General features: G+C 51.9%; 15 protein-coding genes. 9 read left to right on the top strand and 6 right to left on the bottom strand.

What is annotated here, in order from left to right; genetic code table 11:
* Positions 1-19: 19 nt before the first annotated feature.
* From NT073_RS30390 to NT073_RS30400, 3 genes are all read right to left on the bottom strand, one after another.
* The gene (locus NT073_RS30390) at positions 20-3,433 is read right to left on the bottom strand and encodes a SusC/RagA family TonB-linked outer membrane protein (RefSeq protein WP_297381679.1); all 3,414 of its coding nucleotides are present in this window, start codon (positions 3,431-3,433) and stop codon (positions 20-22) included.
* 58 nt (positions 3,434-3,491) lie between these two features.
* Positions 3,492-3,689 carry a hypothetical protein gene (locus NT073_RS30395; protein WP_297381681.1) on the bottom strand — a complete coding sequence of 66 codons (198 nt, stop codon included), beginning with the start codon at positions 3,687-3,689 and terminating at the stop codon, positions 3,492-3,494.
* A 210-nt stretch (positions 3,690-3,899) separates the two neighbouring features.
* Complete coding sequence (locus NT073_RS30400) at positions 3,900-4,442, bottom strand: sigma-70 family RNA polymerase sigma factor (protein ID WP_297381683.1); 543 nt, start codon at positions 4,440-4,442, stop codon at positions 3,900-3,902.
* A 564-nt stretch (positions 4,443-5,006) separates the two neighbouring features.
* On the opposite strand from NT073_RS30400, the gene NT073_RS30405 reads away from it, so the two are divergent.
* From NT073_RS30405 to NT073_RS30430, 6 genes are all read left to right on the top strand, one after another.
* Positions 5,007-7,169 (top strand): hypothetical protein, encoded by a 2,163-nt coding sequence (locus NT073_RS30405; RefSeq protein WP_297382160.1) that lies wholly within the window; start codon positions 5,007-5,009, stop codon positions 7,167-7,169.
* Positions 7,170-7,223: 54 nt separating this feature from the next.
* On the top strand, positions 7,224-8,048 hold the full coding sequence (locus NT073_RS30410; protein ID WP_297381685.1) for an aldolase/citrate lyase family protein: 825 nt from the start codon (positions 7,224-7,226) through the stop codon (positions 8,046-8,048).
* Between the two features lie 9 nt (positions 8,049-8,057).
* On the top strand, positions 8,058-10,172 hold the full coding sequence (locus tag NT073_RS30415; protein WP_297381686.1) for a hypothetical protein: 2,115 nt from the start codon (positions 8,058-8,060) through the stop codon (positions 10,170-10,172).
* A complete protein-coding gene (locus NT073_RS30420) occupies positions 10,169-11,038 on the top strand; it encodes a glycerophosphodiester phosphodiesterase family protein (RefSeq protein WP_297381687.1) in 870 nt (289 codons plus the stop codon). Before NT073_RS30415 ends, NT073_RS30420 begins: the two co-directional genes overlap by 4 nt.
* A gap of 21 nt (positions 11,039-11,059) precedes the next feature.
* On the top strand, positions 11,060-12,442 hold the full coding sequence (locus tag NT073_RS30425) for a metallophosphoesterase family protein (RefSeq protein ID WP_297381688.1): 1,383 nt from the start codon (positions 11,060-11,062) through the stop codon (positions 12,440-12,442).
* A gap of 62 nt (positions 12,443-12,504) precedes the next feature.
* Complete coding sequence (locus NT073_RS30430; RefSeq protein WP_297381690.1) at positions 12,505-13,650, top strand: DUF5009 domain-containing protein; 1,146 nt, start codon at positions 12,505-12,507, stop codon at positions 13,648-13,650.
* A 79-nt stretch (positions 13,651-13,729) separates the two neighbouring features.
* Here the strand turns inward: NT073_RS30430 and NT073_RS30435 are convergent, their stop codons facing one another.
* The 3 genes from NT073_RS30435 to NT073_RS30445 all read right to left on the bottom strand — a co-directional run bounded on the left by NT073_RS30435 (position 13,730) and on the right by NT073_RS30445 (position 15,835).
* Positions 13,730-13,873 (bottom strand): hypothetical protein, encoded by a 144-nt coding sequence (locus NT073_RS30435; protein WP_297381692.1) that lies wholly within the window; start codon positions 13,871-13,873, stop codon positions 13,730-13,732.
* A gap of 49 nt (positions 13,874-13,922) precedes the next feature.
* Positions 13,923-15,149, bottom strand: coding sequence for an ice-binding family protein (locus NT073_RS30440; RefSeq protein WP_297381694.1), 1,227 nt, complete (start codon positions 15,147-15,149; stop codon positions 13,923-13,925).
* Positions 15,150-15,253: 104 nt separating this feature from the next.
* Complete coding sequence (locus tag NT073_RS30445; RefSeq protein ID WP_297381696.1) at positions 15,254-15,835, bottom strand: AraC family transcriptional regulator; 582 nt, start codon at positions 15,833-15,835, stop codon at positions 15,254-15,256.
* Positions 15,836-16,301: 466 nt separating this feature from the next.
* Between NT073_RS30445 and NT073_RS30450 the strand changes: the two genes are divergently transcribed.
* The 3 genes from NT073_RS30450 to NT073_RS30460 all read left to right on the top strand — a co-directional run bounded on the left by NT073_RS30450 (position 16,302) and on the right by NT073_RS30460 (position 20,377).
* The gene (locus NT073_RS30450) at positions 16,302-18,785 is read left to right on the top strand and encodes a PAS domain-containing protein (protein WP_297381698.1); all 2,484 of its coding nucleotides are present in this window, start codon (positions 16,302-16,304) and stop codon (positions 18,783-18,785) included.
* 596 nt (positions 18,786-19,381) lie between these two features.
* Entirely contained in the window at positions 19,382-19,954 is a 573-nt protein-coding gene (locus tag NT073_RS30455) for a DUF6252 family protein (RefSeq protein WP_297381700.1), read from the top strand.
* Between the two features lie 216 nt (positions 19,955-20,170).
* Complete coding sequence (locus NT073_RS30460) at positions 20,171-20,377, top strand: hypothetical protein (RefSeq protein WP_297381703.1); 207 nt, start codon at positions 20,171-20,173, stop codon at positions 20,375-20,377.
* The last annotated feature ends 145 nt before the right edge of the window (positions 20,378-20,522 follow it).

A 20,522-nucleotide genomic window follows, 5' to 3' on the forward strand; every position in this document is an offset into this window, starting at 1 on the left:
CTAACTAGTTTTGACGTGCTTAGAACGTGAGACCGAGTCTGAAACCAACCGGAATAACCCAGGGCGTTACGTTGTAGCGTTCAATTCCCTGTTTGAACTGGGTACCTGCCTGCGGGCTGGCCTGGGGCTGGAAAGCCATTTCGGGGTCGACATTGATTTTGGCAGCGGTCCAGAGAATAATGTTGCGGCTGTAGACCGAGAAACTGGCGTTCTGCAAACCAATGGACTTTACAAATTTGGCGGGCAGGTCGTAACCCAGCGAAATCTCCCGCAGCTTCACAAACGAGGCATCGAAGGTAGCCGCCCGGGTAAAGCTCCAGGGGTAATTGTCGCCATAGGGGATGATTTTGGTATCGGCACCACCCAGATTTTCGGTGTAGCCGATGATGTTTCCTTTGTCATCGTACTGCGCCAGTACACCCGGATTGAACACACCATAGGCATAGGTTTTACCCCCAAACTCAAACGGATAGCCGCCGTATGCACTGGTTGGTCCGCCCACAATCGGGAAGTTGTTACCGTGAATTTTGATGTACTGATCGGCATTCTCGACCAGCCAGTTGCGAAGTGCATCGCCGGTCCGGCCGCCGGGGTTGATCAGGTTGTCCAGAAACCGCTGCGAACGCAGGTCAGATTCCATGTAGCGGTACGTCTGCGATACGAAATCCCCACCCGACCGCCAGTCGAGCGAGAAGTTAAGCGTGAAGCCTTTGTACGAAAGAGAGCTCTGCGCGCCCAGGATGAAGTTGGGGTTGAAATTTCCGATTTTGTTTTTGGAGGTCGACGCACTCCTGCTCTGCCACGAACCGTCGTTATCCAGAATCGGGTAACCGAAGTAAGGCGAGTTTTTGTCGGTTACGGTAATGATTTCCGCGTCGTAAATGTCCCCTACTTTATCGCCTACGTACGTCCAGGCACCGCCCTTGGCATCGGTCCACAACGTATAGTACGGGATGCTCTCCGCCAGTTCCTTGATGCGGGTCGTGTTCTTGGTGAAGTTCGTGGTCAGGTCCCAGCGCAGGCCGCCTTTGTCGACCAGCGTACCGCCCAGCGAGAGTTCAACACCCCGGCTTTCGAGCAAACCGGCGTTGATGCTCTTGGTCGTAAAGCCCGAAGACGGGGCAATCTGCGAAGGCAGGATCTGGTTTCGGTTTTCGGAGGTATAGTACGTTCCCGAGAACCGAAGCCGGTTCCGGAACATGTTGTAGTCGATCCCTACTTCATACGATGTGGCGATCTCCGGTTTTAAATTCGGCAGCAGGATACCGCCCGATTTAGACAGACGGGTTACGCCATTCCACGCCCCGGCATCGCCCAGGGTAGCAAACAGGCTGTACGGATTGGCATCGTTACCCACCTGCGCGACACCGCCCCGAATCTTGAACAGATCGACGCTGTTAGGCATATGGATCATTTCATTGAGCAGCACACTCAGCGAAGCCGACGGGTAGAAGTACGACCGATTGTCGACCGGCAGCGTACTCGACCAGTCGTTGCGGGCGGTCAGGTCGAGGTAGATCATATCTTTAAAACCCAAATTGGCCGTTCCGTAAACGCTGTAAATAGCCCGTTTGTACAGGTAGTTATTATACTGAAGGTTGTTCGGTGCTATGTTCTGAATGGTGTATAAACCCGGAATAATCAGTCCTGCGCCATTTCGGCTGCTGGTGCTCAGGTCGGACGATTGCGAATACCGGTTATTTCCCCCGGCCGATACCACCACGCTCAAGGCATTGATCCGCTTGGTGTAGGTGGCCAGGAAGTCGGCGTTGCGTTCGTAGCGTTTGAGGTTGATCAGCCCGTAGGCGCCGTTCGGTTCACCAGTGTAGCTCTTGGCGATTTTGGTTTCCCGCTGTTCCGAGTAGGTATCGAGCGCGTAGCGGCCCATCAGTTTGATGTCGGGCGTAAGCTGCCATTCAGCTTTGAGGTTGCCAAACACCCGGTCGCGGACGTAGCTGTTATTCACCTCGTAGGCCAGGAAGTAGGGATTATTGTAGTTGCCAATGCTTTGCGACTTCTGTTGCAACCCCTCTTTACCGGGCACCCAGTAATCCCGGAGGTCATTGATGTCGATGTGCGAGCCAACGGCATAAGCCCATTGCAGCGGGTTGGTGCCCCGTTCGCCAGCGGGTCGGTTGTTGGAGTTGTTGCGGCTGAAGTCCAGGTTGGTGCTTAGCGTCAGCTTATCATTAACGCGCACCGATGTATTGATTGCCAGCGTATTCTTGAATAGATCGGAGTTCGGCACAATGCCCCGGCTGTTCATGTTCGAATAAGACAGCCGGTAGGTAACCTTCTCCGAGTTGTTGGAAATAGACACCCCGTTGGTACTGGTAATGCCGGTCCGGACAAAATCCCGGATGTTGTTGGGATGTGACACCAGGGGTGTAGGAATTTGCTTACCGTCGGGACCTATGGGACTGTTCCACTGGATGGCGTTATAACCTTTGTCCAGTTCGGGGCCAACGCCCCCCGACGAACTCTCGTCGATTTGCAGGATACCGCCCGGATAGGGGTTATTTTCCGGCGTAAAGGGCAGAATACCGGTAGCAAATTTAGAACCCATTTTCAGGTATTTGTAAGGCTGGTCAAAAACGGTATTCGACGTAACCGACACGGTCATCTTCTGCGATTTGGAGCCACTCTTGGTCGTGATCAGCACCACGCCGTTAGCCGCCCGCGAGCCATACAGGGCAGCCGCGCTGGGGCCTTTCAGGATGGATATGTTCTCCACATCGTCAGGGTTGATGTCAGAAATAGCGTTTCCGTAATCGACGCGATTGTCATTACCAATCTGGCTGACGTTGTTGAGGGAGTTGGCAACCGGAACCCCATCGACAACAAACAGCGGCTGGTTATCCGTATTAAGGGATTTGGCCCCGCGAATGATCATGCTCACCGACGAACCCGACGGCCCCGTTGAGCTGATCTGTACGCCCGGCACGCGACCGGCCAGTGAGTTCAGCACATTTTCCTGCGCCACCCGGCTCAGGTCTTTACCCTGCACTTCGCCCACGGCATACCCCAGTGAGCGGGCTTCGCGCTTGATACCCAGCGCCGTAACGACTACTTCGCCCAGTACTTCGTTATTCTCGACCAGCGCCACATCAATGACCGACCGGTTTCCGACGGTAACCTCCTGCGTTTTGTAGCCGATGAACGAATAAACGAGCACCGCATTGTCGGCATTTACGGTAATGGCATAATTACCCCGTTGGTCGGTCACGGTTCCGAGCTGAGTGCCTTTGATCAGCACATTGACGCCCGCCACAGCCTGGTTGTTCACGCCTAGGGTAACGTTCCCGGTGATCATTCGGGCCGGTTTGCTCTTAGCTGGTCCGCTGGCCAGCGCATGCACAGCGCAAACCCCCATCAGCAGAGCGATGGCCAGCGTTTTCCTCAGAATCAGCTGAAATGTAGAAAGTGGTTTCATGCGTGTTCGGTTATAAATAGTCAGTAAATACAGAAAAAAAAGGCTACCCGTGTTTCGCTTATTCCGTTTGCGGGTCAGGTTCAGTCTGGTAGTCGTGTTGATTCAATAAGGCAGTAAAGAAGGTTTGTAGCACCTCCGAATATGCCCGGACAGCGTCTTCATCATGCAGGCCAGCCAGAAATTCGTCCAGTTCTGCTCGCGTCAGGTTGTTACGGAGAAGTTGTTGGATCAGATAGTTACTGTCAGACGTTGACATTGTATCGTAACCTTTAGCTGGTTTGCCAGTAATACTGGCAACATCATATAAAGGACTATCCGTAAGCCACTTATTTTTTCAACGAGCAGCAACTGACCAGCACCTGCGACTTTAGATATTGATGCTCCAGGGGACCGCAAGCCGGGTGGCCGGAGTCAGGCGGTTCTCTACACTATTCACCATGTATGAACCGGGTACCTATATAGGTATCTAAGAAAGTGAGAAATCCAGCTTTTCGCGCAGGAGCTGCTTGGCTTTTACGAGCTGATTTTTAACGGTGTTTTTGGAAATACGCAGCATTTCGGCAATCTCCTGATACGACTTGCCGCCCTCTACATTCAGGAGTAAAATCATCTTTCGCTTTTCGGAAAGCGAACTGATGGCTACTTCGAGCAACTGAATGCGGGCTTCCTGATCGTCAGGATCTTCCGGAAGGCTCTGCATCTGTTCCATGTAGCGTTGCCGAAGGAGCTGGCTTTTTTCAACCTGCTTCAGATAGTCGAACGCCATGTTTCGAAGGCAGGTAAACAGATAGGAATTGAAGTTCAGGCCCGGATTAATTTGGGCACGTCGCTCCCAGATTTTTATGAATACGTCATGAATCATGTTCTCGGCCTCCTCCTGATCTTTTACCAGATACAGACAAAATTTGAGGGCTGGCAAACGGTAATGCCGGTAGAGTTTTGCAAATGCAGCCTGGTCGCCCTGAATGACGTTGCCAAGGATAGATTCGAGTGAATAGGTACTATTCATGGAGGAGGTTTGTGGTAAGGGTTGGGTAAACTAAGGACTACGAATCTTTTACTATGATTCTGACATATATCCAAATTATATTTGGATCATTTGCCAAATATTTCGTATATAATTGACTAAGAACTAGCAATCTCGCGTTCACATACCCTCACATCGCCAAATTATATTTGGCATCCTCCCGATCTTCGAAACAAATATAGAGCACGATATTTCAATAAATCTTCGCACTTTGCGTATTAATACCCTCTATTTGCGCAAACGGCGCCGATTTTATATTTACATAATCAAAGACGACAGCCCCTTTCGTTAATCGCTTAGTATCAGGACTTTATTTATACCCTCTTTCGGGCCTTTTTAACAATTAAATAATACGCGCTTCATCTTTATCACACCTTCCGTTCAGTATAAGCTGAGCCAGTTTTTCGATGCGTATAAAATTTACCGGACCGCAGATAGCCCGATAGCGCTGCTTTGCCGTATATCAATTGAACCTCGACTATTATGTATAAACGTTACTCTACCGGACTTTTTATTCTTTTACTTACGCTTTGTACGGGGCTGTTGATGGCCCAGTCGGTTTACCAGGACAAACCCTTTGGGCAGACGTACAGCATCAAATATTATTCGGAGAAAACAACCGGCAAACTCACGAGTCTGGCTTGTGACCGCAACGGAGTAATTCAGCTCATGAGTACCGATGGGCTGCTCCATTCCCACGGCGGGCAGTTTCTGATTCCCGGCACCCTGCAACCCGACCGCACCTATCGCCCTTTGCAGGACCGGAAACTGGCTGCAGTAGGCACATACGACCAGCAAATCATTTACCTCGACGATCAGGCGGTGCTGAGTAATGCCTGGGCCGGAAAATTCTACGCCCAACACCAGCTACCGCAGGCGCGGTTGTTTGTAGGTGGCGCTAACTTCACCTTCCTCGTTTCGGATGGGAAAGCCCTGCATTTGGTAAAGGAAACATCGATACTGTGGAAAGGCGCATTGCCCGACGATCAGGTCATCGGGATGCGGTACCAACCAACGACCGGTCTATTTTGGATATTGGGCAAAAAGGGATTGTACACCCTTTCCGATAAGGGGTATAAACTTACCAACGTCCTGCACGGAGAGAACTTCACCGCTTTCGACCTGACCGGTCAGGGCAAAAAGGTGGTTATTGGCACCACTGACGGCTACCTAGAGTTCGACCCGCTCACCAAAACTCAGACCGGAGACATCCACCGCAAACTACCCTGGACCGAATTAACAGCCGTGGCCGACATAAACGGGCAGCTCTGGTTCGGCTCCACCAAAGGCGCGTTTTCCCTGCGGCCGGATGGTAAGTTCAATTATTATAACGGCGAACGCTGGCTGCCGGGTAATGAAGTCACGCAGCTGGCTGCCGGACCTAAAAATAGCGTTCTGGTGCTCACCACGGCAGGCATGGCCGAACTAGCCACCAAATCCATGACCCTGCACGATAAAGCCGTATTTTACGAAGAACAGGTGCGGACCCGACACATCCGGAATGGCTTCAATGCCTCGCTGGATGGACTTGAGAAAGGGAATTTGGCAACGGGATACCTGGCCGATTCGGACAACGACGGTTTGTGGACCTCCATGTATCTGGCGGGAGAAATTTTCCGGTACGCTGTCACAAAAGAAAAAGACGCCCTGCAAAACTGCCGCGAATCGCTCGATGCCATGGAGCGGCTGTATACCATCAATCCTGTGCCCGGCTTTCCGGCGCGGTCGTTTGAACGGGCGGGCTACATTGCCCGGCTTAGCGACCCCGAACGCTGGCAGCATTCGCCCCAGCCGGGCTGGGACTGGAAATCGACTACCAGCAGCGACGAAGTGATTGGCCATATTTTCGCCTTCGGGGCCATGGCCGAACTGGTCGACGACAAGCCGATGCAACGACGGGCCATTACCCTCATCGACACCCTCATGAGCCATATCCTGAGCCACGACCTGTACCTGATCGACTTCAACGGCAAGCCAACGCTCTGGGGTAAATGGAACCCCGACTATGTCAACGCGTTTCCCGTCAACGTGGGCGACCGCAAGCTGAACTCGTCCAACATCATCGCCATGCTGCAAACAGCCTACCAGTTCACCAAAAAGGAAAAGTACCGCAAAAAGGCCTTTGATCTGATGCAGAAACACGGCTACCTGGAAAATATGATGCGCCCCATGCGGGTGATCGGGAGGGCGTCAGACGATGCCGATGAACACAGCAAGCACATGTCGGACGGCTGGAACCACTCCGACGATGAGATGTATTTTGTGGGCTATTGGGGGCTGTACCGCTATGCGCTCAACGATACCCTGAAAGCAAATTACAAAAAGGCGATACTCGACCATTGGGAAATTGAACGGCCCGAAAAAGACGGTGCCTGGAATATTTTCACGGCCCTTACCGGCACCAAAACCTTTGACCTTAACGAAGCCGCCTGGTACCTGAGGGAGCACCCGCTCGACCTGATCGACTGGGAAATCCGTAACAGCCACCGGGAGGATATAGAGATGCTGGCCGATAACTTCCGGGGGCAAACCACCAAAGAAGTGCTTTCACCCGCCGAACGGCCCATCCAGCGGCACAACGGCAACACCTTTGCCCTGGACCGGACGCGCGGCAATGGCGCATCGGAACACAGTGCGGGCGACATCTGGCTACTTCCTTACTGGATGGGCCGTTACCTGGGCGTGATCAGCGCTCCACTAAGCCGGTAATCAGTACGACTAGGAGTAGTTAGCCATTAACTATCCATGTAATCCGTGGTCAATATGAAGGGGTCAACCCAACCGAGTCTCCGTCAAAAATTACAACAGGGCCATCGTGTTTATGGCACCTGCATCACGTCGACTGCACCCATGTGGCCGAAAGCCGTTCAGCAGGTCCGACTGGACTTCGTCTTTTTAGACACCGAACACATCCCGATAGACCGGGCCGAACTAGCTACCCTCTGCCAGCAGTTCCGGTCCTACGGGATTACGCCCATCGTCCGGATACCCAGCCCCGACCCATTCCGGGCCTGTCAGGTAATTGATGGCGGGGCCATTGGCGTGGTAGCCCCGTACCTCGAATCGGCAGAGCAGGTTCGGGAGTTGGTGGGTGCTACTAAATATCGGCCGCTAAAAGGCGAACGGCTAGCCAATGTGCTGAATGGCACCGAAATTCTGTCGGCCGATATGCAGGCGTATATCGCGGCTTATAACGCCGATCAGCTATGCATTGCCAATATAGAAAGCGTACCCGCGCTGGATCGGCTGGACGAACTGTTGTCGGTACCGGGTCTCGATGCCGTGTTCATCGGTCCGCACGATTTATCGGTTAGTCTGGGCTTACCGGAGCAGTACGACCACCCCGATTTCGACGCGGCCGTTCGCACCATTATTCACACCGCCCGTTCGAAAGGGCTGTTCATCGGCATTCATTTTTCGCTGGAGCCCGAACGCCAGATCAAGTGGATAAACGAGGGCGTCAACATCATCGTGCATAGTTTCGACATTGCCCTCTTCAGCCAGCGTCTTCGCCACGACCTGTCCGTTATTCGGGACGCCGTGGGCGACCATCAGGGGCCGGAGCTGGTTGGGATGCCCGTTATTTAACGACAGTTCATGCGCCTTTCAACTACACAATCGCCTGGCTGGCGGTTCGGTGCCGTCCTGCTGACTGGCCTGTCCCTGTCCATTGGCTGGGGCATTCGGGGTAATTTCGGCCACGAGTACGGAGCCGCCTTTGCCGGGTGCCTCGCAGCTATTGTTGTCCCCCTGCTGTCGGGGCGGGCCGACTGGCGCCAGCGTGTTCTTTATTTTGCCTTCTTCGGAGCTATTGGCTGGGGCTTTGGTGGTTCCATCTCCTACATGCAGGTTATTGCCTATACCCAGAGCGGCCAGACGGCCTCGCAGTGGTTCGGGTACGTTGGTCTGTTTTACCTTGGCTTTTTATGGGCGGCACTGGGCGGAGCGGGAACGGCACTGGCAGCGGTGGCCGAGCGCGAACGGCTCGTTCAACTCGTCAAACCCGTTCTGTTTCTTTTCGGCAGCTGGCTTCTTCAGGATTTACTGGAAGACCCGCTGGTGGAATGGCTGCAAGCGGGCCTTCCGGCCGATCATACCTGGTCGCGGCACAAGAGTCCGCTGTACTGGCTCGATGCCGATTATCTGGCGGCACTGTCTGCGCTGCTGGCGATGGCCTTGTACGACCTGATTGACCGTAACGAGAAGAACAGCCTGTTTTTGCCCGTTTTTGCGGGCCTTGGGGCGCTGTTCGGCTGGTTAGTTCAACTTACGCTGCAACTGGTCGGCCTGGATCGGAAACTGGCGTCGCTGCTAACTTACCCGCTTGGCGACCCGGCTTACATTAATCCCGAAACAGGGACACTGGTCTTCGATTCGGCCAATTTTCTCAATAACTGGCCCCAGTGGTTCAGCGATTATCCGCAGCACATTGGCTGGATCATCGGGCTGCTGCTGGGCGCAACGGCCTACTTTTACCGGTTCGGCAAGTTCCGCCACGGGGCCTCACTCATTGTGTACATGGCGGCTGGCTGGCTGCTTTTCTTCCTGATCGTCCCTGTACTCGGCAGCGTCTTCTTCGCCAGTTACGGAGGCCTCCGCATGACCCCGCCCCGCAGCGACGACTGGGCAGGCATTACAGGCGCGTTTATCGGCATGATTCGCTGGATGCGCCGAAACCAACTGGTACCCGTCGCCGTGGCATCGCTCATCAGCGGTATTATTGGCGGACTCGGTTTTTCGGGGATTCAGTGGGTCAAGCAACTGATGATGGCACCCGGAAATCCACGTATACTAATCGGCAGAGGGCTTTCACCCGAAAGCGACGCGTTTAAAACCATCACCATCAGCTGGAGCAACTGGCAGAATCAGAACTGGCACAGCTTTCTGGAGCAGAGTTACGGTTTCGTGAACGGCATCGCCATTGTAGTGGCGCTGGGCTATCTGGCAACCCGAATCCCGCTTCATACCGATTCTTCGCAACGGGCTTCCGACAACGGCAAATGGACGCTGGGCGTCGCTATTGTTTTCGTCTGGCTGGCCATTCCGTACGTCAATCTGGTTAAGAATGTCGAGGACTGGAGTGAGCAGTTGAACCCCGACGTGTGGGCACAAACCGTTGCTTCGCCGGATGGTACCTCCAGGACCACGGCCGCTTTGTGGGATGCGCCTTACCTGGGGCGACTGCCCGGCGTCAACCTGCTGCACATGACACCCGCGGGCTGGTTTACCGTAACCTGGCTGCTGATTCTTCTGCTGTTTATCCTGCTCATTCGTCGGCACAATCGCGAACCGCTGTCCATTGTTACGGCCAGTTGGCTCGGGCGTGGGCAGCTTATTTTTCTGGTGTTGCTCTGGCTGATGGTCATCGGTAATTTTGAACGGGCTCTGGTCGACTGGCGCCCCCAACGGCTGCTTACGGAGTGGGTCATCATGGTAAACGCCATCCTGGCCACGGGACTAGTGCTGGCGGTACCGCACGAACGGGAAACGGTCAATATCCAGCCTCTCTCCTCTTTTGCGCCCGTTTACCGACAGCTCTGGCTGCGTCTGGCACTTACCGTAACGATTTCGAGCGTATGTTTCCTGCTGACAAACCGGCTGATCTACCACTATCCGGCCTATGAAAAACCCGACAAGTCGATGCATCTCCGGTTTGGTCCGGAAGCCGACTGGCGGGCCAAACCCAATCTCAAAAACGCACAGCATAAATGAAACGAGTGCTAAGACGCCTGATGCCGGGATTACTGTTCGGGTGGTTTATTGGATTAAACCCCGCCTGGAGCCAGTCGCCGGGAATGGACTCGATCTCCTATTTCCGAAACAGTCTTGCGACGCATCACAAAATGGGTATTTCAGCGCACCGGGGAGCATCTCCGGCGGCACCTGAAAATACACTGGCCACGTTCAGGCTGGCGCTGCAAATGCAGGTCGATTACATCGAGATTGATGTTCGAACGACGAAAGACGGCAAGCTGGTGATTTTGCACGACGGCACCCTGAACCGCACGACCGACGGCACCGGCCCGGTCAGCAAACAGACACTGGCTGACCTGAAAAAATTATCGGCCGCCAACGGGATGAGAGATGCCTTTAAAACCGAACGAGTTCCAACGCTGAACGAAGTTTGCCAATTGCTGGCCGACTGGAATGCCCGGCATTCGGTAAAAACCAACCTGTATGTCGACTGCAAAGACGTGGCCCCCGAGCCGCTGGTGGCCACCCTGACCCGCTATGGGTTACTTACCGATGCCGTTTTTTACGGCTCCGACGAAAAACTGCTGGCGCTGAAAAACACAGCACCGAGAGCCAGGCTTATGCCTGGTCTGAAACGAGCTGACCAGATGGCCGCTAAAATCGCCAGTCTGCATCCATATGCGTTCGACGTAAGCTGGTCTGCCCTGACCGAAGCCCTTGCCAGTCAGATTCATCAGCAAAACATAAAGGTATTTTCTGATCTGCTGGACGGGTTTGACACCCCAGCTGAATACCAGAAAGCGGCTCACTTCGGCGTGGACGTCATCCAAACGGATCAGGTACTTCTGGTCTACAGAACCCTGGCTGCCAAATCAACCCACTAAGCGTATACTTTCCTCATCAGTATGACAAAACATTTTCTGACTTGCCTGCTCGTCCTGAGCCTGTCGCCGGCTTGGGCGCAGCTCCACAAAGATTATTCGCCAACGGCCTACCCCGACCGGCTCATCCTGGGCTGGCAGGGCAATCCAGCCACGTCTCAGTCGGTCAACTGGCGCACCGACTCGACCGTTACAACCGCTGTGGGGGCCATTGCTGAAGCCGACCCCTCGCCCGATTTCGTCAACAGTGCTTCGGTTGTGGCCGCCACCACCGAGCGGGTTGTTCTCGACGGGAAAGCGGTTCGGTATCATTCAGTACATTTTAAAAACCTGAAGCCTGGCACGCAGTACAGCTATCGCGTGGGCGATGGCACCCACTGGAGCGAGTGGTTCCCGTTTAAAACGGCGCAGGACCGGCCCGCGCCGTTTTCTTTTTTGTATTTCGGCGATGCGCAGAACGATATCCGGTCGCTATGGTCACGCGCCATCCGGGGAGCTTATTCAACCCTGCCGAAAGCGAATCTGATGATTCATGCGGGCGACCTGATTACCACCTCCAACGCTGACTGGCAATGGGCAGAGTGGTTCGAAGCAGGAGGCTGGATCAATGGCATGGTGCCAACCCTGGCAACGCCCGGCAACCACGAGTATTTTAAGGATGAACAGGGAAAGACCCAGGTATCGAGGCACTGGCGCCCCTCGTTCGTACTGCCCGAAAATGGTCCAAAGGGTCTGGAAGAAACCACGTATTTTTTTGATTACCAAGGAACACGCTTTATCTCCCTGAATTCGCAGGCGGCCCTGCTTGATTCGACCGTACTGACGGCTCAGGCCGACTGGCTCAGGCAGGTATTGACCAACAATCCCAGCCGCTGGACGGTCGTTGTGCACCATCACCCCATTTATTCCACGAAGCAGGGACGTGATAACAATGAATGGCGCGAGCGGATGGAGCCGATTTATAAAAAAATGGGGGTCGACCTGGTCTTGCAGGGGCATGACCATACCTACGGCCGGGGGCTGAACATGCCGCTGGGCAAGAGTCGAAAACACCCCGATGGACCCATTTATGTGGTGTCGGTCAGCGGCCCTAAAATGTATGACATCGGCTTGCAGGACTGGATGGACCGGGCGGCTTCCAACACCCAGTTGTACCAGACGATTTCAATAGACGGCGATAGACTGTCGTATCAATCCTATACCGTGACGGGTGAGAAATACGATTCGTTTGAGCTGATCAAAAACGCCAAAGGGCAAAATACGCTGGCAGATCAGGCTCCGGCGCTGGCCCCCGAACGGCTCGATCTGCCAGCCGAATACCGCCAACGATACAAACCCGACCAGATGGAGGAATACAATAATCGTTTTAAGTCGTACAAAGCCCGAAAACAGGCAAAAAAAGACTAATTTGGGCTGGCACTATACCTATTCCTTCATCAAAAGCCTGTTTTTTCCAGAACCTACATCAAATGAGTACATTACACACGCCCATTGAACCGGCTATCGCTCAGCCAACACCCGTTAAACGACTGCTCTCACTCGATACGCTGCGCGGCTTCGATATGTTCTGGATCATGGGCGGGGAAGAAATCTTTCACGTGCTGGCCAAAACGACCGGATGGGCAGGGGCTATTCTGCTGGCCGACCAGTTTTCGCACCCCGCCTGGAATGGGTTTCGGGCCTACGACCTCATCTTTCCGCTGTTCATGTTCATGGCGGGCGTGTCGACTCCCTTTTCGGTCGGGTCGCGGCTCGATCAGGGGACAGACAAAACGAAGATTGCCCGCAAGATCATCAGCCGGGGGCTCATTCTGGTTGTGCTGGGCATCATTTATAACAATGGGCTGTTTAACCGGGTTTTCGAGGATATGCGTTTCCCGAGTGTGCTGGGCCGCATTGGTCTGGCCGGGATGTTTGCGCAGTTAATCTACCTGTATTTCCAGCCCCGCGCTCAGTATATCTGGTTCGTCGGACTACTGCTGGGCTACTGGGCGCTGATGATGCTGGTACCCGTACCCGGCTGTGGAGCGGGTGTACTTACTATGGAATGTAACCTGGCCAGCTTTATCGACCGCATGGTGGTACCGGGGCATTTGTATAAAACGATTCACGATCCGGAAGGGCTGTTCTCCACACTCCCCGCCATTGATAATACCCTGCTTGGTATTTTTGCCGGTACATTTCTGCGAACCCATGGCCGAACGGGCAACCAGAAGGCCGTAATGCTGCTCGGTGCCGGGGCAATTTTTGTGCTGATCGGCTGGGGTTGGAATTTCGTTTTCCCCATCAATAAAAACCTCTGGACCAGCTCGTTCGTGTTGGTTACGGGTGGATTAAGTCTGCTGTTACTGGCCGTATTTTACTGGGTTATTGACGTAAAAGGTATCAAACGCTGGACGTTTTTCTTCACAGTCATCGGCATGAACTCCATTCTGATTTACCTGGCGGGCGAATTCATCGACTTCGAGTACGCTGCCCGTTTTTTCTTCGGCGGTCTGCTCAAGCAGTCCTCTTCCGAAGTGGTAACTGCCGTTGGGGCGGTTGTTGCCTTTCTGGCCGTTAAATGGGCTTTTCTGTACTTGCTTTACAAGAAAAAAGTATTCCTGCGGGTGTAAGTCTCCTAACGTCTACATAAAAAGAGCCTGATTGGAATAACCAGTCAGGCTCTTTTTATGTAGACGTTAACCGAAACGGTTAACCAAACGTACCAAAACCATCTACGGCCGAACCCGTTTTTAATGTCAGTTGCTTCACACTACCCAGCGATTTGATCCTGGGGGTTTTATAGGCCTTTTTAGGCACAGAAGCGGATATATATTGTATAGCTTTTTTGCTCATGAGTCATGAAATTTAATGGGATAAAATCCGCGATTTGATACGTAAACCCTTACTCGATAACAATACGGTGCTGACGGGACTGACCCCGTTCTTCAACGGTTAGTACGTACACCCCGGTTGCGAGTTTGCTACTCATTTTCAGGAGAAGATTGCCCGACTCAACGCCCGTTTTCTGAAGTGGTAAGGCACGTCCATCCGCACTATAAAATTTTACCGTTGCCGTTTCGGGCTCATCCAGCCGAAGGCCAAACCGACCTTCACCCACAACCGGGTTGGGAAATACACCATAGGCATCGTCCCGTAACACGACCGAAACAGCCGGGTAAACGCTGACCTTACCATTCAGATCGGTTTGGGTCAGGCGGTAGTAACTGGTACCTGCATAAGGCATCGCGTCAATCAGATTGTAAGTCTTCAGGGCGTTACTCATCGGGGCCAGTTCGCTCACGACACCTACGGTCTCAAAGAGCCTTAAGTCTTTGCTGCGCTCGATCAGGAAATTTTTATTATTGGTTTCCAGCGATGTTACCCAGTCTATTCTTACAGTATGGTTGGGCTGCGCCTTTGCCGTGAAGGACGCCAGCGAAACCGGCAGAGGGTTGGCGACTCCTACATTCGTAACGTTACTGGCATTCAGGGTAATGGCTCCGGTTGTCGACAGGGCTCTTCCTTCAAGGGTTGTAGTATTCAGGACGATAGCACCCAGGGCCAGTATAGTTCCCTTGAACGAAGAACCGGTACCCAGCGTTGCCGCTCCTTCTATCCGGAAAAATACATTGTTAGCCGTAGCACCATTTGTCAGCACAATACTGGAGTTTGTTGCGGTGACCAGAGCACTACTTAGTTTGATAATGAAAGTTCCTGACCCGCTTAATGTTAACGTTCCGTTCAGGGTGGTAGGTGAAGCCGTACTCTGACAGGAGACTCCCGGCGACAGCGTCTGACCGCCTAACTCAGCGGCTATCTGGGTACCGCAGGTAAACAAACCCATCGAATTGTAGGCCGATACAACATCAAGGGCCGCCTGCATGGACTGCGTACTGCTAGCAAGACGCGTACTGCCCGTTACGGATGCCGTTTCGAAACCACTGATGGCTCCCACATTCGTACCAATATCGCCTATTATAGCAGAGGCCCCTGCATTGGTAAGTGCTCCGTTTGCGGTGAACAGCGCAAATCCGGATGTGGTCCCCAGGTTAAGCGTCTGACCGAACACAACTTTCGGCACAGTCAGCAGGGTTACCAGAAGTAGACAAAGTAGAGGTTTTTGTACCATTTGATTGTAATAAATTAACAAGTCCTTTATACAACAAACTTATATTATTCGAAAAGAGCATATCTTACACAATAAACCCTATTTGTTACATTATTACCACATCGTTAACTACACGGCACCAAAACCCCTACATTTTCAAGCCCAATTCGCTTATTAGCCGAGAGTTGTTTATAAGAACGGGGCGTCACGCCTGTTACTTTTTTGAACTGGTTGGATAAATGCGCTACGCTACTATAATTTAGTTTATTGGCTATTTGGGTAAGATTAAGCTCATTATAGAGTATCAATTCCTTTACCTTTTCAATTTTCTGGTTGATGATATACTTCTCAATGGTGGAACCCGTTACCTCTGAGAACAGATTAGCCAGGTATGTGTAATCGTAGTGTAGTTTCTCGCTGATATAGTTAGAGTTATTGATTTTAGGCGATTCACTGGCATAATGAATAAGGTCAATGATGACTGTCTTTATTCGTTCAATCAGTATAGCTTTTCGATTATCCATCAATTCGAGGCCTACTTTCACCAAAATGCGGTTCAATTCATCCCGCTGTTCACCTATAATTCCTTCTTTAAGTTCTACCTCTCCTAACTCGACTGGTTCATGCTCCAATCCGAGCTGATCAAGTGCGGCCTGTACAATCATTTTACAACGCATACTGACCATATATTTGATGTAGAGTTTCATAGTATACTTGGTGATCTTCCTGGATAGAATTAACAGGCTGACTGCGATGCTAAAGTCGAATCTGATTCAACGTATTGCCAGAGTTGGCAAAATGATTACACCTGCAACCAACGTATACACCTCTTCTTATTTAACGAACCCTTTAAAATGAAAATAGTTTCTTATTTTCAGAATCAGACGACTGAAAATGAAACAATTACCTATACGGACTACATTAAGTACCATCTTTACTGCTACACATCATCGAAAGGGTACGTACAATAACGAACCAGTTTTTGATGCATGATTCAGGTCGTCGCAGCCCTTCACACAGGGTACGCTCCGCTAAAGCGGGCGGTTGCTATATGGGGCTTCACCATGGCCAGTGCGATAGCCGTAACAAATCAGATCCGTTCATTTGCACAATGGTTGTTTACTTAATTGCTCCTGATTGGCTAACTTGCCTATATCCATAGACTGTAATTGTTTGGAAACCACTGCTACCGCCCATACGTACCCCTTCCTGGCCGATGGCGGAGAGATGGGGATGCTTACCCGACAGTATGACTGGTCAAAGACATCACTGGGTACACCCGACCACTGGTCGCAAAGCCTGCGGGCCACATTGAGTATTATTCTAAACGCCCGGTTTCCCATGTTTTTGTGGTGGGGACCGGAGCTGATCCAGTTTTACAACGATGCTTACCGGCCCAGCCTGGGCAACACAGGCAAACACCCTACCGCCCTGGGGCAGCGAGGAGAAGACTGCTGGCCGGAGATCTGGCCGATTGTTTACCCGCTGATCAGGCAAGTGCTGGACGGAGGAGAGGCCACCTGGAGCGAAGACCAGTTCATTCCCATTTACCGCAATGGGCAGCTTGAAGATGCCTGCTGGACATTTAGCCATAGTCCCATAAAAGATGAGACCGGCGAGGTTGCCGGGGTGCTGGTCACCTGCTTCGAAACTACCCAGAAAGTACAAAGCTTTAACCGGTTGCAAGCCTCCGAGCAACGCTTTCAGCAACTAGTGCAAAAAGCGTCTGTAGGCATTGCTGTACTGAGTGGTCCGGACCTCAACGTAGAGATCGCTAATGAAGCTTATGCTCAACTCGTTGGTCGCCGTCCGGACAGCTTACAGGGAAACCGCTTTTTCGATGTCGTTCCCGAAGCTCAGACCGACCTCAGCCTCTTCATTGAGCACGTCAAACAAACCGGCGACTCCCTCTACCGCTACGATCACCCTTATGTTGCGGTCGTTGAGGGAACGAAGAAGGAAGGTTATGCGAATCTGACGGTTCAGCCTTACAAGGAACCCGACGGCACCATTAGCGGGATTATTCTGCTTTGCCAGGATGTGACCGCGCAGGTACTGTCCCGGCAGGATCTGGAAGCCAGCGAAGCCAAATTTCGCACCCTCATTGAGCAGGCTCCCGTTGCTACCTGTCTGTTCGTAGGTCCCGAAATGCGGATTGACCTTGCCAATGAATCCATGATCACCTTCTTTGGGCAGGGACCATCCATTGTGGGCAAACCCATTCGGGAGGTGTTGAAAAGACCGGTAGATACCCCCGCTATCCAGCTCCTGGATAACGTATTTACTACGGGTAAGTCATTTGATGCCACGGAAGCGCCGGCCGATCTGGTGATCAATGGCATACCCGGAACCTACTATTTTGACATTAGTTTAAAGCCGCTGCGAAATGCCGCTGGCGAGGTCTATGCGGTGCTGGAAATGGCCGTTGAGGTGACACAGGAGGTACTGGCTCGAAAACAACGGCTGGAAAGCGAAGCATACTTTCGCCGGTTGACGGATGCTGTGCCTGCCATTATGTGGGAAACGCAGCCCGACGGGTACTGCACCTACCTTAACAAACAGTGGCACGAAACCACCGGCCAGACTACTGACGAAGCCAGGGGAGTTGGCTGGCTCGACGCTACCCACCCCGACGACAGGGCCGAAACGAGTAGAGTCTTCCGTGAGGCTAACCAGAAACGGGTTCCCTTTCAGGCACTCTACCGCTTACGCCAGCGCGATGGGCAGTACCGCTGGGCAATTGACCTGGGGAGCCCTCGATTTGAGGCTGATGGCACCTATGCCGGAATGATTGGTACCGTGGTCGACGTTCATGACCAGCGGATAGCCCGTCAGGAACTGGCCGAAAGCGAAGCCCGTTTACGGACTCTGTCTACCGAACTGGACTTGCAGGTGCAGCAGCGGACCCAGCAGTTACAGGCTTCTATTCAGGATTTACAGCGCTCCAACGAGAACCTCGGGCAGTTTGCCTATGTGGCTTCTCACGATTTGCAGGAACCCCTGCGCAAGATTCAGCAATTTGGAGATCTGCTGAAAGAACAATATGCCGAAACGTTAGGCGAGGGCGTCGACTACCTCGACCGAATGCAGGCAGCCGCCTACCGAATGTCGGTGCTTATCCGGGATTTGCTGGCGTACTCGCGCATTTCTACCCGCCAGGAGTCCAATCAGGCCATCGACCTGAACAAGGTAGTGGAGTGGGCGCTGAGTGATCTGGAGCTTCGGATAGCGGAAACCGGAGCCGAGATTGAGGTCGAATCGTTACCTCTGGTACTGGGCGACGCTTCGCAGTTAGGCCAGCTCTTCCTGAACCTCCTGAGCAATGCCCTGAAGTTCCGTCGACCGGATACCGTGCCCAGGATTCAGGTCCGTTTCCAAACTATCGTGGCGCGCGCTCTGCCGGCTGGAATCACCCCCGCCCGGGCGGCTGCGGCCTATTACCAAATTGAGGTCATCGACAATGGTATTGGTTTCGAAGGGAAGTACATAGACCGCATTTTCCAGGTGTTTCAGCGTTTGCAGGGCAAAGGCCAGTACGAGGGTACGGGTATTGGTTTAGCTATCTGCGAGAAGGTGGCGGCCAATCATGGCGGAGCCATTACCGCCACGAGCCGGCCCGGCCAGGGGGCGACTTTTAGTGTCTATCTACCCGCCTGATTCGAAGTCCCTTCCTCTGAGCAGGCAAGCGTTTTGCTGTTGAAACACAGCTACCAGACGTCAAAGCCAACTTGTTTGAGGCTGGTACAATCGATTTACAGAAGCAACCCAAAATAAAGTTACTCTGCTGCCTGTATGGCCAATATTTTGTGGTCCATATCTTAAAGAATTACCTGAACTCCAAACAGTCTACGACCGGTATAAACTAGATAAACGAGTTACGTTTTTAACGTTAGCCCTAAACACAAATGAGGAATTAAACTGCTTTTTGTCTTCCTCTACTAGTTCAGACATTTACCGAAAAGTATGTGTGCATTCAGGCTTAAAAAACTTACCCTTCCCATACCAGTCGGCACTACCTCACCTTATCAGATCAAAAACGGCAGTGCCCGCCTAAGCGATATAAAAGCTGCTGACCAATCGGCTAAACTTAATCAGGAAATTGGATAGTCTAGCGACCCACCATTGAAATCGGGCCAGGCCGGTTTAGTATTGGCCAGTCAATACTGGCTCACTAAAGAGGGCAAGGACAACTTATGCAGCAGTCTATTCCAACGCTTGTCACTCAATCTTGGTCCAGTTAAGAAAATATTTCTATGAAGACTCTTAAGTGGCTGCTTATTGCATTTGTTGGGGTGTTAGGCTGCTCAAAATCTACTCCAGATCCCGCGTTCAGTGGAGATACAAGAGCTACCCTAAACGGACAAGCCTGGGGTGGTTTTTCAACTACTTGGAAAAACCCCAATGACTCTTGTGGAGTCAATACAATCAATCTGAATATTCAGAACAAGTTATCTTATCCTAAAGCTCGCTTACAAGCTCCCGCCCTCTGTGCAGGATATTGCGGTGATCAATCGCTTACCTTCACCAGCATACCTTTAGCAGTTGGAGTCTATACAGTTTCAACTCATCAGCCTTGCTCAGCGAATACAAATCAGGTGGGAGTGAGTTTCACGACATTAATTGGGGGCGATGTAATTAGAGATCAATATCAACCGGATTCAAACAAGACTGGCACAATTAGGATTACTAAGTATGACCCACAAGCAGATGAAATTGAGGGGACATTCGACGTTTCCCTCGTTAAAGACAATCGTAATCAGATGACATCCGATGCAGCCCCAATAGTCAATTTTCAAAACGGTTCTTTTAAAGCTAAGTTACCTTGAATACTCGTCCAAAATTTAGCTATTTTACCGTTTTTAACCGAATCTGAATTTGCTCTTTTTACCCGAGATCAGTTATAGACCGTCTTTATGGAAAATGCCAAATTGATTAGTAAAAGCTTCTTGCTCATCTATTGTGCCGGATGCCTGTTAATAGGGTGTGTATCAAATTATGTCACTTGGAGTGCAAATGCCAATATCAAAAAGATAGCTCTTGGCATGAGCAAAGATCAGGTCGTTACGATTTTAGGCAAGGACTACCTGATCGCTTCTTCCTCGAAAAACGACTATGGAAAGCCAGTAGAGGTGCTCGCTTACAAGAGTGATATTAATGAAGAGTACAGGCTAAAGTTCGTCAATGATCAGCTAACGGAGTGGAACCGCGAATTCATCAACAAATACATTACTAAACACCCCTCTCCTTAACTATGATAGCTGGTTCTTCCAGGAATAGTGTAATTTACTTACTGGGCAAAATATTGCCCCACCCATAAAGATGTTCTATCATTAATGTGGCCGCTGCCTTATTACAATAAGCTCGGTTTTGTTCTCCCTGAAGCGGTGTCTGGCG

The sequence above is a fragment of the Spirosoma sp. genome (assembly GCF_026391055.1).
Lineage (GTDB): Bacteria > Bacteroidota > Bacteroidia > Cytophagales > Spirosomataceae > Spirosoma.